This window comes from Streptomyces sp. NBC_01244 (assembly GCF_035987325.1).
Classification (GTDB): domain Bacteria; phylum Actinomycetota; class Actinomycetes; order Streptomycetales; family Streptomycetaceae; genus Streptomyces.
In genome coordinates this window covers 4779442-4792610 of the sequence record NZ_CP108488.1, presented here as the reverse complement: position 1 = coordinate 4792610, position 13169 = coordinate 4779442, and the positions used below count along the sequence as shown (strand labels likewise).

Annotated in this window: 12 protein-coding genes; 9 read left to right on the top strand and 3 right to left on the bottom strand. The window is 66.7% G+C overall.

Annotated features, from left to right (window positions below; genetic code table 11):
• Window positions 1-19: 19 nt before the first annotated feature.
• From OG247_RS21570 to OG247_RS21550, 5 genes are all read left to right on the top strand, one after another.
• Entirely contained in the window at window positions 20-1195 is a 1176-nt protein-coding gene (locus OG247_RS21570) for an MFS transporter (protein ID WP_327253782.1), read from the top strand.
• The gene (locus tag OG247_RS21565; RefSeq protein ID WP_327253781.1) at window positions 1192-2058 is read left to right on the top strand and encodes a hypothetical protein; all 867 of its coding nucleotides are present in this window, start codon (window positions 1192-1194) and stop codon (window positions 2056-2058) included. The genes OG247_RS21570 and OG247_RS21565 overlap by 4 nt, the downstream gene beginning before the upstream one ends.
• Window positions 2059-2084: 26 nt before the next feature.
• Complete coding sequence (locus tag OG247_RS21560; protein WP_327253780.1) at window positions 2085-3062, top strand: DMT family transporter; 978 nt, start codon at window positions 2085-2087, stop codon at window positions 3060-3062.
• A gap of 12 nt (window positions 3063-3074) precedes the next feature.
• Window positions 3075-3647: a DoxX family membrane protein gene (locus OG247_RS21555; RefSeq protein WP_327253779.1), complete on the top strand. Its 573-nt coding sequence runs from the start codon at window positions 3075-3077 to the stop codon at window positions 3645-3647.
• 147 nt (window positions 3648-3794) lie between these two features.
• Entirely contained in the window at window positions 3795-4340 is a 546-nt protein-coding gene (locus OG247_RS21550; protein ID WP_327253778.1) for a carboxymuconolactone decarboxylase family protein, read from the top strand.
• A gap of 67 nt (window positions 4341-4407) precedes the next feature.
• Here the strand turns inward: OG247_RS21550 and OG247_RS21545 are convergent, their stop codons facing one another.
• Window positions 4408-5451: an SMP-30/gluconolactonase/LRE family protein gene (locus tag OG247_RS21545; RefSeq protein WP_327253777.1), complete on the bottom strand. Its 1044-nt coding sequence runs from the start codon at window positions 5449-5451 to the stop codon at window positions 4408-4410.
• A gap of 99 nt (window positions 5452-5550) precedes the next feature.
• Between OG247_RS21545 and OG247_RS21540 the strand changes: the two genes are divergently transcribed.
• Both OG247_RS21540 and OG247_RS21535 read left to right on the top strand, forming a co-directional pair.
• A complete protein-coding gene (locus tag OG247_RS21540) occupies window positions 5551-6759 on the top strand; it encodes an IS701 family transposase (RefSeq protein WP_442813646.1) in 1209 nt (402 codons plus the stop codon).
• Between the two features lie 388 nt (window positions 6760-7147).
• On the top strand, window positions 7148-8662 hold the full coding sequence (locus OG247_RS21535; protein WP_327253775.1) for a vanadium-dependent haloperoxidase: 1515 nt from the start codon (window positions 7148-7150) through the stop codon (window positions 8660-8662).
• A 216-nt stretch (window positions 8663-8878) separates the two neighbouring features.
• On the opposite strand, the gene OG247_RS21530 is transcribed toward OG247_RS21535, so the two are convergent.
• Together OG247_RS21530 and OG247_RS21525 are read right to left on the bottom strand one after the other, a co-directional pair.
• Entirely contained in the window at window positions 8879-9343 is a 465-nt protein-coding gene (locus OG247_RS21530; RefSeq protein ID WP_327253774.1) for a MarR family winged helix-turn-helix transcriptional regulator, read from the bottom strand.
• 454 nt (window positions 9344-9797) lie between these two features.
• Window positions 9798-10781, bottom strand: coding sequence for an aldo/keto reductase (locus OG247_RS21525; RefSeq protein ID WP_327253773.1), 984 nt, complete (start codon window positions 10779-10781; stop codon window positions 9798-9800).
• A 394-nt stretch (window positions 10782-11175) separates the two neighbouring features.
• Here OG247_RS21525 and OG247_RS21520 point away from each other — a divergent pair, with 394 nt between their 5' ends.
• Together OG247_RS21520 and OG247_RS21515 are read left to right on the top strand one after the other, a co-directional pair.
• On the top strand, window positions 11176-12447 hold the full coding sequence (locus tag OG247_RS21520; protein ID WP_327253772.1) for a hypothetical protein: 1272 nt from the start codon (window positions 11176-11178) through the stop codon (window positions 12445-12447).
• Window positions 12448-12886: 439 nt separating this feature from the next.
• Window positions 12887-13051 carry a helix-turn-helix domain-containing protein gene (locus OG247_RS21515; RefSeq protein ID WP_327253771.1) on the top strand — a complete coding sequence of 55 codons (165 nt, stop codon included), beginning with the start codon at window positions 12887-12889 and terminating at the stop codon, window positions 13049-13051.
• Window positions 13052-13169: the final 118 nt, after the last annotated feature.

Genomic DNA, 13169 nt, shown 5'->3' with positions numbered 1-13169 from the left:
AGCACCGGCCATTGGAGCCGTGTCCACGTGCCTGGTCGTCGCCACCGTCTACATGACCCAGCCGATCTTTCCGCAGATCGCGCAGTCACTCCGCGTGGAGCCGGTGGACGCACGTCTTGCGTTCTTCTTCGTGAGCCTGGCGTATTCACTCTCCTTCTTCGTCTTCGGTCCTCTGTCCGACCGGATCCAGGCGAAGTCCCTGGCGACGTGGGGAACAGCGGCGCTCGTCGTGCTGCTCGTGGCCGCCTCACAGGCGGGCAGTTTCGCAGTCCTCGTCGCGGCTCTCGCCGCCGCCGGGGTCGCTGCCGCGGCCGTACCGGCGGCCACGCTCGCCCTGATGCCCCGCATCGCGCCACCAGGTACAGCCGGCACCTACTTCGGGATCGTCATCGCGGCTTCGGTCGCCGGTATCACGGTGGGGCGCTCGGCTACGGGCCTGGTGGCGGGCTGGCTGGGATGGCGCCAGGCCATCCTGCTCCTCGCGCTGCTCAACGCCGCGTGCCTCATCGCTCTGGCCTTCCTGCCTCGGACGGACTTGCCTCATGCCGGGGGCCGGGCCGTCAGGCAGGCCTACGGACAGGCGCTGGGGATGTTCGGGCAGCCGAAGGTGGCCCGCCTCCTCGGGGTCGGCGCCCTGCTGTTCTTCGGCTACCTTGGCGCGGTCACCTTCCTCACCTTCCGGCTCGCCGCCGAACCGTTCGGCCTCGGCGCTTCGGCCATCGGCCTGGTGAGTGCGATCGGCCTGGCGGCCCTGTTCGGTGCCCCCTTGTCCGGGGCGATGATTCCGCGACTCGGTGCCCGGCGGGTGGTCCTTCTGGGTCTGCCCACAGCTCTCGCGGGAATTCTTGTCCTGGCTGGGGCCGGGAGTACGCCTCTCGTGGCGGCCGGGCTGCTCCTGGTCTTCCTCGGCGTCTTCTCCTGCCAACCCGCGGTCCTCGTGCTGCTCGCCGCCGTCGTACCGGAGCGCAACCGCGGAAGCGCCTCCTCCAGCTACATGCTCAGCTGCCTCTGCTCGGGAAGCCTCTCGACGATGGCGATGGGACCGGTATGGACGGCCTACGGCTGGGCCGGCGTGGTCACGGCGGCATGCGTGGCGATCGTCGCCGCGGTGCTTCTCGCCCTGTTGGCCACGCGCCGGGAATCCACCGTCACTTCAACTCCGCACAACGATTCAGTACAGACAAGCAGTAAGTGAGGGTCACGATGGGCCAGGTCCGCAACTACGAGCTCAGCCTTACCACTCAGGGGCCGACCTATCCGCCCAGCGAGGTGATGGACGAAGACGGCAACTTCATCGTCATCGGCCGCGTGAACCGCGCCGGCTCCGACGGGCGGACCCGCTCCGAGTGGGGCGCGGCGATCGTAGCCGCGGACAGTCCCGTGCCGCCCTTTGGCGAGAACCACCCGTACACCATCGTCAAGGAACTCCCGCTGAACCCGGACGAGCTGTCGGCGGAGGATCGCGCCCGGGAACTGCACACGCTTCCGCTGCCGCTTCCTTGCGCGAACTACCCCATGGTCTTCGCCCCCGAGCAGTGCCCGGACGCGGACCTGGTGCGCCGGCCCAGTTACCCCTTCCACGCCGTACCCATTCCCGACCTCCGCCCGGAGGACGGACCGAAGGTGACCACGCCGATCACCCTCGGCCAATGGGTACGAGCCCGCGGGCAGCTCGAAGTCAGCGTGACCGATGACGAGCGCGCGGCCCAGTTCTTCTTCGAGTTCAGTGACCTCATCCCCAACAGCGTCTACACGATCATGTCGCTGCGCGAGCACGACCTCGACCCGGCCGGCCCCACACGGCCCGGGCCTCTGGGAGTGCCGAACGTATTCGTGACGGACGAGGCCGGCAACTCCACCTACAGGGCAGTCATGCCCAACCCGTTCCCGGCCCCTGGCACCCCTGGTGCCAACCGGATCATCAACATCGTCGTCCTCTGGATGAGCTACCAGCAGAGCTACGGCGGGGCCATCGGCTGGTTCGGGCTCGGCGGCGACATCCACGCCCAACTTAAGCTGCCGGCAGCCAGCTTCCAGGAATTCATCACCGTCCCGTAGTCGCGATTCCCGAGAGAGGAAATGACGTGGCCAGGTCCAAGACAGCTGGAGGCGTCCTTGGCGGCGTCATCAACGCGCTCGCCGGCGGCGGAATGTTCGCGGTGGCCAAATCCGGGTTCGACCACCTGGATCCCTTCCATCTGGTGTCTGCCCGGTTCGCCGTGGCCGCGCTCGTCTTCGTGGCGCTGCTGGCCATGAAGGAAGGCATCGGCGCCCTCAGATTCGACGGGCGGATCCTGAAGATCTGGTGGCTCGGGACGATCGGCTTCGCCGGGTTCAACCTGTTCGTGTACGTCGGACTTCAGACCATCCCGTCGCAGAGTTCCGCGCTCGTGATCGCGACCATGCCGGCCCTCACCGTGCTCGCGATCTGGGCACGGAGCAAGAAGCGCCCGCACGCAGCGACCCTCGGCTTCGTAGCGCTCGCCCTCTTCGGCGTCGCCTTGGTCCTGGGCAACGGAAACCCGCTGAGTGTGGTGACGGGTGGCGTTGGCTTCGGCGGACTGCTCACCCTGGTCGGGGCGGCAGGCTGGGTGATCTACAGCACCGGAGCCGCAGCGCACTTCCCGGAGTGGTCGCCGCTGCGCTACACGACCCTGACCTGTCTGCTGGGCACCGTCAGCATCCTGGTGCTCACTGCCTTCTCCTCGCTGGCCGGCTGGATCCCCAGCACGGAGTTCGAGGACTACACCGCCTCCTGGTGGCAGATCCTGTACATGGCCATTCCCGCCAGCGTCATCGCGATGCTCGGCTGGTTCACCGCGATCCGTGACCTCGGGCCCGCCAACGGAGCCCTGTTCGTGAATCTTGTACCGGTGACGGCGTTCGTCGTGCAGGCATTCCTCGGCCATGTGCCCACCGGCCCCGAGATCGCCGGCATCTGCCTGGTCCTCGGCGCCCTGATCGCATCGAACTTCCACTCCCGCCGCCGCACCGCCAAGGCCGCCGCTGCAGCCGGGCAGCCACAGCCGATCGACTCCATCCCCGTACCCACCGGCAAATAGGAGGAGAGACAGATGACACGCACCACTCGACTCCGCGAACGAATACGACGTACGTCGGAGGCGTTCGCCAGCACCTACCAGCGTCGCAGCCCGGCCGTGCTCAGGATCAGCGTGGGCGTGCTCTTCCTGTGGTTCGGAATGCTGAAGTTCTCCCCGGCGATGAGCCCGGCCGAGGACATCGCCATCCATGCCATGAGCGTCATGACCTTCGACGCCGTTCCCCCCGAGGTCACCCGGCCGCTGCTCGCGGTGATGGAGGTTGCCATCGGGCTGGGACTGGTGACCGGAGTGCTGCTCCGTCTGGCTCTCACGGTGTTCTTCGTCCACATGGCAGGGGTCTTCGCCACCCTGGTGCTGCTGCCGGATGAGGTGTGGTCCACGATGCCCTTCGTCCCCACGATGGACGGTCAGTACATCATCAAGAACATCGTCCTCATCGCTGCCTGCCTCACCGTCGCGACGGCGCATGTGCAGGTTCGCCCCTCCTCGGACGACATCCAGGCCGAACCCCTGGTGATGCCGGCCGAGTCCGGTGAAGGGGCCGCTGCCTCCCAGCCCGTGGCAGCCGGCACGGGCGTCCGATAACGCCCGATATTCGGCCAGCACCCCCTGGTGCGCCGAACCCATGACCTCCCCTGTCGCCCATGGCGCGGCTTCGTGCTGCCTTCATACGGCGCGGCAGGGCTGGAATTCACATATCCGCAAATACACGCACAGTGAAAGGTACCCATCATGAGCAGGGTTCAGATGATCCAGCCGTCCGAGGCCCAGGGCGAGTTCAAGGACGCGCTCGACACCGTTCAGAAGGGAATGGGCGTCGTCCCCAACCTGGCCAAGGCTCTGGCCAACTCTCCCGCGGTCCTCAAGGCCTACCTCGCTCTCTCCGGCGCGGTCGGCGCGGGTCTCGCGGCGCCCATCCGTGAGCGCGTCGCCCTGGCCACCGCCGAGCACAACGGTTGTGACTACTGCCTGTCGGCGCACAGCTACATCGCGGCCAACGCGGCCAAGCTTCCCGCGGCCGAGATCGAGGCCGCGCGTGAGGCGAAGTCCGAGTCGGCCGAGGCTCAGGCCGTGCTGACGTTCGCCCAGTCTGTGCTGAAGAACCGCGGCGCCGTGACGGACGAGGAGCTCCAGGCGGTCCGTGACGCGGGGTTCGGTGACAAGGAGATCGTCGACATCGTCTTCACCATCTCCCTGAACATCCTCACGAACTACTTCAACCACGTCGCGGAGCTGGACATCGACTTCCCCGTCGTCCGCGCGCACGCGCACAGCTGACATCCAGGCACTGAGGGCCCGCGCCTCCTTCCGGAGGCGCGGGCCCTCAGGCATGTGCGGCGTCGCCTCACATGCCGCGGACCTCAGCGACCGTGAACGGGGCGTCCGGAACACCTGGGCCGATGGGCCCGCCCTTGTCGAACTGGGACCGGACCGCGTACAGCCGTCCGTGCCGGCGGACAAGGGTGGTGGGGATCTGCAGACTGGGGTCAGTGAGCTGCTTCTCCATGGTCGCCGTCATGCCGTCGTCGGCCACCCGCAAGCGGCTGATCGTGTTATTCGCGTAGTGAGCGACCCAGAGGGATCCGTCCTCCATGTGCATGCCGTCCCCGTAGCGAAGCGTCGCACCGTGCAGCTCGACCTTGTGAACCGCACCAGTGGCGACGTCGAGGCGGTAGAGATCGCCGGCCGCCGAGTCCACGGTGAGGAGGAAGCGGCCGGAGGGGTCCGCCTCGATGCCGTTGAGGGTGATCGTGCCGGCCGGCTGGGGCGCGACGGTACCGGACAGGTCGTACGCGGGGGCCAGCTCGCCTCCGACACCGCCTGCCTCAGCGGCCTGCTTCACCTGCGAGGGCGTGACCTTGTAGACCAGCGCTCTGGTGGAGTCGGTCAGGTACCCGGTGCCGTCCGTCGCTATATCCAAGTCGTTGACGAGGGACGTTTCCGGAGTCGGGGATACGAACCGGGCGACGCGCTCGCGCGTATCGGTGTCGTAAAGCGTGACCCCGGCCGGGTCGATGACCCACAGCCAGCCCTGCTGGTCGACCTTGACCCCGATGGCCTTTGCGCGGCCGTCGGCCCCTGCCGGGAGGAACACCTCCGCGGTTGCCTGTCCCGGGGCGGCGCGGTACACGGCGCCGGTGCCGAAGGAACCGACGTAGAGGTCCCCATTGCGGGCATCGGCTGCGATCCCCTCGGGGTAGACACGGTCGCCGGGAAGAGCGAACGCCGTGACCACCGGCCGTGTCATTGCCTCGGCCGTCTCATTGGCGTCGATCGCGCTGGCGGTGGCCGGTAGCGACAGCAGTCCGGCGAGGGCGAGTCCAGCAGTAGCTAGGGGTCGGATTGCTTGTGTGAACTGCACGTTTTCCTCGTCTCTCTCGAGAAGCATCGCAATGTAGATGAGTGTAAGAAGTCTTACATGGATCTGACCCTTGATATAGGTTGGCGGCGAACGTACAGCGCCACTGCGGAGGGGGATGTGAAGGGGATGGACGCGAGACGCCTGCGATCTGCGACCCGGGAGCCGTGGGCGGAGTTCGCCACCGGGTTCTCACGACGGATGCTCGCCTCGCTACCGCGAAGTGATCAGCGCTTGAAGGGTGAGAGGTACATATCGGGACTGCTGTCCGTGCCCGGTCGCAAGACGATGCGATCCATCGCCGCCTGCGGCGGCGGAGGGGCGGCTGAGCAGAGCGTGCACCACTTCATCAGCAAGTCCTCATGGGACTGGCTGCAGGTACGGCAGACGCTCGGCCGAAATCTCGACCGGGTTGTCCGCCCCCAGGCGTGGGTGGTGCACCCCATGGCCATCCCCAAGTGGGGCCGCCACAGCGTCGGCGTCCAAGAGTCCTACGTGGCACAGCTGGGACGCGTCGTGAACAGCCAGCAGGCATACGGTCTCTGGCTCGCGAACGAGGATGTAAGCGCTCCGGTCAACTGGCGGCTCGTACTGCCTCCCGGTTGGCTGAGTGACGAACAGCGGCGGAGGCGCGCCGAGATTCCGGAGGGCCTTGCGGTCGCCAGCGCCGACCAGACGATCGTCAATGCCGTGCGCGAGGTTGCCGAGGGATGGGGTCTGGAGCGGCGGCCGGTGGTGCTCGACGGTCGTCAGGCGACGGACGCCGCGGCGATCGCCGATGCGCTGGGCCATCTAGGCATCCCGCTCGTCATGCGGATCAACGGTTCCACCCCTCTGGTGCCCGGAGACCTGGCCGCTGTGGGGGATCGTGCAGATCGCTACGTCGAGGCGTGGCGCCTCATGCAGCGTGTCCGCAGGGCTGCGCTTCCCGTCCGGTGGCTGGAGTCCGAATCCGCCCAGGCTGCGGACTGCGTCCTGGTGGCCCGGACGGGCGTGGTCCTGCCCTGGTCGGCTGCGACCGCCGAAACCGGGCCCAGGCATCGACCCTTGGCGCTTGTCGGTACGTGGAGGGGGGGAGGCGGGGTGCCCGATGAGCTCTGGCTCTCGAATCTGCTTGCGCCACGTGCCGGCGACCTGCTGCGTCTGGGGCGGCTCATCGGCCGTGTGGAGGCGGACTCGGGGGCCGTCGCAGAGAGGGTGGGCATCAAGGACTTCGAGGGCAGATGCTTCGGCGGCTGGCACCGTCACCTCACGCTGTGCTCGGTCGCCCACGCCATCGTCACGCTGTCATCCGCTTCTGCCGACACCGCTGTTGACGGGGGATTGCTGAGCGCCTGAGGCAACATATCGGCCAGTAGATGAGGGGCGGCACCGACAGGTGCCGCCCCTCGTTTCATGCGCGCAGACGCGCGGCCACGGACACCTGACAAAGAACAAGCAGTTCCCGCAGGGGCCTTGAGCGGGACCATCCTGATTCGGATACCCATCAGAGACCAGATTGTTTGGGTAACTTGTCATGGCAATGAAGGATTTGAGGGGAGGAACCGGCCGCTCCGGAGAACGTCGCAATCTCAAATCCTGGGATTTCCAGGCCTGTTGGCGACGCTCGGTAAGCGGTCGGGTGCCTCCGTCTTTGCCTATGTTGATCTCACCGAACACGACAGCGACCAGTAGCCGGTAGCCAGCGGGGCAGGCCAGTCGTCGCGAATTCCTCCCGGGAGACACCATGAGTCTTGCCATGAAGTCGATCCGCCGCGGACGGCGCGCCGGTATCTCGGTCGCCGTTGCGGCCGCGCTGCTGGGCACGGCCGCCATCACCGGCAGCGGTACCGCCTCCGCGGCGACCTCCGTGGATGCCGCCGCGGCCGCCTCGGAGTCGTCCGAGGCCGCGCAGGGCGGGGACAACCTCGTCATCCAGTGGAACAAGATGGCGTACGACGCCTCGGTGAAGACGGCCGCGAAGACCAACGGCCTGAAGCGCCCGCCGCTCGGCAGCCGCGTGTACGCCACCGTCCACTCCTGCATATACGACGCCTGGGCCGCGTACGACTACAAGGCGGTCGGGACCCAGCTGGGCGACGACCTGCGTCAGCCTTACTACAAGCGGACCCTGGCCAACCGAAAGGCTGCGATCAACTACGCGGCCTACGATGCGCTGAACTACCTCTTCCCCGACTTCAAGGCCGACTTCGACGCCAAGCTGACAGCCCTCGGCTACGACCCGGCCAACACGGTGCGCGACACCAAGACCCCGGCCGGCGTGGCGCACACGGCCTGCGACGCCGTGATCAAGGTTCGCAAGGTGGATGGCTCCAACCAGGACAACAACTACGCTGACACCACTGGTTACACGCCGTTCAACCCGCCGCAGGACCTCGCTGCGTTCGACAAGTCGACGATCGTGGACCCGAACCGCTGGACCCCGCTCACCAACAACGGTGTCACCCCCACGTTCGCCACCCCGCAGTGGGGTGACGTCACGCCGTTCGCCATCAACAACGCGGCGGACTTCCTGCCCCCCGCGCCGCCGACCTACGGCAGCGACGCCTCCCAGGCGGACATCAAGCACCTGATGGACGTCAATGCCAACCTGACGGACCGCGAGAAGGTCATCGCCGAGTACTGGCTGGAGCGTTCCGAGACCCCGACCGGTCACCAGAACCAGTGGGCCCAGTTCATCTCGAACCGTGACGGCCACACCCTTGGCGAGGACGTGAAGATGTTCTTCACGCTCAACCTGGCGATGGGCGACGCCGGCATCGTTGCCTGGAAGACCAAGGAGCACTTCGACTACTCGCGGCCGATCACGATGATCCGCTACGACCAGTCGGGCAAGACGGTTCAGGGCTACGGTGGCCCGGGCAAGGGCACCCAGACGATCGACGGCGCTGCTTGGAAGCCGTACGTCACGACCCCCGCCTTCGCCTCGTACGTCTCCGGACACGCGGTGTGGGGCGCGGCGGCGGCCGAGTCGCTGAAGCTGTGGACGGGCAGCGACAACTTCGGTGACTCCTTCACCTTCAAGGCCGGCACGTCCACCTTCGAGCCCGGCCAGACGCCGGCCGCGGACGTGACACTGAAGTGGAACACGCTGAGCGAGGCGGCGGCCGAAGACGGCATGTCCCGTATCTACGGCGGCGTGCACTGGACCTTCGACAACCTCGAGGGCCAGAACGTGGGACGGAACGTGGCCAAGGCCACCTACGACAAGGCGCTGCAGTACATCAACGGCACTGCCTGATCCGAACGTGAGCCCGCCCCTTGTGGGGCGGGCTCGTGCCGTCCGGGCCGGCGCTCAGGCCCACGGGTATCCCCCGTACCCGCGGCCGGGAGCGTGCGGCCCGGATGTGAAATGAGTGAAGACCTCGCCCTTCAGGGCGAGGTCTTCACTGCGTTGTGAACCATCGACTAGCTGGCGGTCATGTCCAGACGGGCGCTGCGGCGCCCTGCCCACCTGTCAACGGGTGGGCGTCTTGCGGGGACCCTTGTCGCTGGCCTTCGCGAGGGCCGCGGAACATCGCTGGAGGCGCCCGATGAGCTCCTCTGCCTCCTCGGTGCTGAACTCTTCCGTCAGGAGGAGCTCAACCTCGACCACGGACTCATCGGCCTTGGACAACAGGGTCTGGCCCGTCCGGGTCAGGCGAGCCTCCAAGATGTGGCTGTGCACAGGGTGAGGTTTGCGCTCGACCAGACTTCTGCCTTCCAGAGTCGCCAGCACGGACGACATCGTCTGGGGCGTCACCATGCACCGCCGGGCCAGAACGGCGCCGGACAGGCCGGGTTCCTGGGAAAGGGCCAGTAGCACGCTGTATTGGGGGACATTGAGCTTGAACGGCCGCAAGCTTGTGTGCTTGGCGGCGATCAGTTCTTGCTCCACCCGCTTTAGGTGGTGTCCGAGTCGCTGGTCGATGGGGAGCCGCATGGATACACCTTAATGTCAGGTGTCTTATCTGTATACGAGGCCGAGCATTTGTGGCTTGATCGGAATCTCTGATGCCGCATCACTCAAGGTTACCCTCAGTGAGTATGTTGAGACGATAGGTACGATGCTGGCCGGCCTCTCAACCTCATATCCGGTGATCGCCCCACCCCCCTTGCAGCACCCTCCCGGGCGAAGGTGCCCTCCAGGCCTGGGCGGGTACGGGGCTGCGTGCCTACGCGTGGCACAGGTAGCCCTGTGGGCCGGGCCTCGGCAGGCCCGAGGCGCCGGTGTCGCACCATCGAGCGAATCATTTCCGCACAGTGACGAGGGCTTTAAAGGCTGGGGCCGCAGGCGGCGGAAATTCGTCTTCGACTTCGAGTCCACTTCATCAAGTCTCAAGCGAAAGGCGAGTGCTCTTCGAGCACCCGCCCTTCGTTACGTCATTCGCCAGCGGTTATCCGTTGGACAGCTTGAGTGACGCTTCGCCGTACCGAGGTCCAGCGGTCACGCCCATGGAGAATATTTCCGACAGCTCATTTGTCACATCCTCGGTCAGCTCGATGGCGGCAGAGGCGGAATTCTCCTCCAAGTAGGAGATCCGCTTGGTCCCGGGGATCGGCACCACATCCCGGCCCTGATGCAGCAGCCAGGCCAGCGCGACCTGGACGGGCGAGTGACCGAGGCGCTCGGCGACGGAGTTGAGCCGACGCACCAGCTCGAGATTCTTCTGGAGGTTCTCTCCCTGGTACCGGGGGTCGTGGTGCCGGTAGTCGTCCGCGGGAAGTTCGTCCAGGGATGTGATCGAGCCCGAGAGGAAGCCCCGGCCGGCGGGGGACCACGGGACCAGGCCGATCCCGAGTTCCCGGGCGGCAGGCAGGACGTCCTCCTCGATCCCGCGCTCCCAGAGGGACCACTCACTCTGCAGCGCCGCCACGGGGTGCACAGCATGGGCGCGGCGAAGAGTCTCCGCGCTTACCTCGGACAGTCCGATGTATCGCACCTTCCCGGCATGGACCAGCTCGGCCATGGCTCCTACGGTTTCCTCGACGGGGACGTTCCGGTCGCGGCGGTGCAGGTAGTACAGGTCGATGTAGTCGGTATTCAAGCGCTTAAGCGACGCTTCGCAGGCTTCGGCAACGTACTCAGGTGTGCCGTTCACGCCGCCCGGGATGCCGCTGTCTCGCATCGTGAAGCCGAACTTCGTGGCAAGCACCGCCTCGCCGCGCCGGCCGGCCAGGGCTCGCCCGACGAGCTCTTCGTTGTGGCCACCGCCGTAGATGTCCGCAGTGTCAAGAAATGTGGTACCGATGTCGAGCGCGCGTCGGATGGTTGCGATGGACGTGTCCTCCTCGGCGCTCCCGTACACATGGGACATCCCCATGCAGCCGAGACCGACGGCGGACACCTCGAGGTCGCTTCCCAGGGTGCGGGTCTGCATGCATGCCTCCATCATTCGTGATCGTATAGATATACGATCTCTTATCGTATGCCTTCGGGCGGCGAAGGGGTAGGGTGCCGCGCCGTCGGGCATCTCAGGATTTGAGATATGGGTGGATTCTTCGCTTTGAATTCACGGTCGGGGCACGTGGTTCGGAATTAGTCTTTCCGCTTGGTGTGGCCGAAAACCCTATGCTCGCGACGGTCGGCGCTGTTCGGGGATGGCCCAGTTTCGCCTGATGGAGCCGAAATCGCCTGTCGGCAGTAAGTCATTGACACGGGCCTGCCTGCGGATTTAAATAGACTCGCGGCCGGGGGGCGGATGGGGTGAATCCATCTACTTTGGAGTGACCTCGGTCACATCCTGCTGGCTATACCCCGAGAGGTCCGCCGATATGACAAAGACCGCGGGGCCAACCCCGTCGATCGGTCGAAGTCCTGCCCCGCGCGAGCTCGAGGACATGCTGCGCACGGCGGCGAACATTTCCTCGCTCCGCGGGAAGTACGCAGACCTTCTCCAAGTCGCCCGCCCGCTGGACCTGTCAGAGGTGCCGGTCCTGACCCAGGCCGAGTACCACGAAACGGTCCGCCTGCTGCTCGAAGACCCGCGGCACCGACAGGGTGCCATCCTCTCGGCTGGTGGTGGCACGCTGGCTCACCCCGAGCTCAGCATGCTCCCGGACGACATGTTCGCACCGCAGCTGCTGGAGCAGTGGAGGCCGCTGGACGGCGGGGACGTCGTGGCGAACCTCTTCCCGGCCGGCCGACTGCAGTCGGCCTTCCATTTCTTCAACGTGTACGCGGCTCTCTGCGGTGCTACCACCGTGCCCATCGGCCACCTCAACGACGACGAACTCGGTCAGTGGCTCGACTTCCTCGAGAACCGGGGCGTCACCGCACTCGCGGCGCCCTCGGCCGTCATCGCCCGAGTGGTGCGGATGGCCATGGCTTCGGGGCGCTCCCTGCCCTGGCTGCGCAAGCTGCTGCTGAGCAGCGTCGGAGATGTGACCGCTACGGCTGAGCTCGTCGCCCGGCACCTGCCGAACGCCGAGATCTGGGGTCTGTACTGCTCGCCTGCTTCTGGCCCGATCGGCCACAACACGCCCGCGTGCTCGCCGGACACCTTCCACGTCCTGCCGCACCAGTACGTGGAACTGGACGCGGAAAGCTTCCTCGTCACCAACACGCACCGTGAGTCGACGTTCCCGCTCCTGCGTTTCCAGACGGGTGGGCTGGGCGAGATGGCGGCGTGTGCGTGCGGCATCGCCGAGCCTGCCATCCGGGTGCAGGGCCATTCCGGCGCGAGTCTGACCTTCCGTGGTCGTACTCTCGCCGCCGAGGAACTGGTCTCGCTGGCCTGCGCGGAAGCGGAAGTGGCGGAAGCTCAGGCGACCCTGGTCAACCAGGGCACGGCCGACGAGCAGCTCTGCCTGTCCGTGCGGCTGCACCCTGACGTCCCAGCTGACCAGTACACCTGCGGCTGGATCCAGAGTCAGATCCTCGGTAACCACATGACCCTGCGGGGTGCCGTGGACGAGGCGCCGGGGTCCTTCGAGGTCGTCGCGGTGGAGCGCTTGTCCGGCGCCACGATGGTCGGCGGCGCTCCGCTCCTGGTTATTGCCGAGCAGGTTCCCGAGGCGCTGTTCGACTACGAAGAGGCCAGCTGAAAGGCTGTTGAATCCCACGGCTGGCCGGCGTCGGCGGGTCGGGCCGTGAGTTCTGAGATGGTGGGCCCGGCCAGCTGCGCCTGCTCCGGTATCCCCGGGGCAGGCAGGTCCGGTTCGGGCTTCCGCCGGACGAGCGCGATGATCGCCTCGTTCACCGCCATTGGATGAGGTACCCCCGCCTCGCGCGCACCGCGGCGACCGCCCACCTCATCCAGCTTCTGGCCCGGTACGAGGCGGCGTCCAACCCGAGCGGGGTCAAGAACAGCCGCTTCTCCCCGCCGCCCGCCGATGCCCCTGTAGAACTCCTGCCGTCGAGCAGGACGTCCCTCCCGACCACCTTCGTGTCGCACTCGGGCGTTCCATGTCCGCGGCCGTCGCACGCCGTGCACATTCGGCTGCGCCCCGCACCCAATCCTCGATCGCCTCAGGCCCGGCCTGCTTGACTCCGGCCACATGCGGCGAACAACTCGCCGCCCTCGCCGGAACCTCCCGTGAGACCTGTACCAAAGTGCTGCACGATTTCGCCGACCGCGGCTTGCTCCGCCATGCCCGCGGCCGCATCACCGTCCTCGACGCCGAGCGGCTCAAGGGCGCGGCGGGCTGACGTGGCTCCCGCGCGCCCGGTGCCCGGCATTATGAGCCCGAGCTGCTCGCCCGCGCGGTGTGATGGCGGCCATCCAGGACGGCGTCATGACGACCCCGCACTGATCAGGGATGCTGTC

What these genes read in the sequence shown, in the direction of transcription:
- OG247_RS21555 (WP_327253779.1), top strand. Translation starts at nt 3,075, where the DNA reads ATGACACGCACCACTCGACTCCGCGAACGAATACGACGTACGTCGGAG.
- OG247_RS21550 (WP_327253778.1), top strand. Translation starts at nt 3,795, where the DNA reads ATGAGCAGGGTTCAGATGATCCAGCCGTCCGAGGCCCAGGGCGAGTTC.
- OG247_RS21545 (WP_327253777.1), bottom strand. Translation starts at nt 5,451, where the DNA reads ATGCTTCTCGAGAGAGACGAGGAAAACGTGCAGTTCACACAAGCAATC.
- OG247_RS21540 (WP_442813646.1), top strand. Translation starts at nt 5,551, where the DNA reads ATGGACGCGAGACGCCTGCGATCTGCGACCCGGGAGCCGTGGGCGGAG.
- OG247_RS21535 (WP_327253775.1), top strand. Translation starts at nt 7,148, where the DNA reads ATGAGTCTTGCCATGAAGTCGATCCGCCGCGGACGGCGCGCCGGTATC.
- OG247_RS21530 (WP_327253774.1), bottom strand. Translation starts at nt 9,343, where the DNA reads ATGCGGCTCCCCATCGACCAGCGACTCGGACACCACCTAAAGCGGGTG.
- OG247_RS21525 (WP_327253773.1), bottom strand. Translation starts at nt 10,781, where the DNA reads ATGCAGACCCGCACCCTGGGAAGCGACCTCGAGGTGTCCGCCGTCGGT.
- OG247_RS21520 (WP_327253772.1), top strand. Translation starts at nt 11,176, where the DNA reads ATGACAAAGACCGCGGGGCCAACCCCGTCGATCGGTCGAAGTCCTGCC.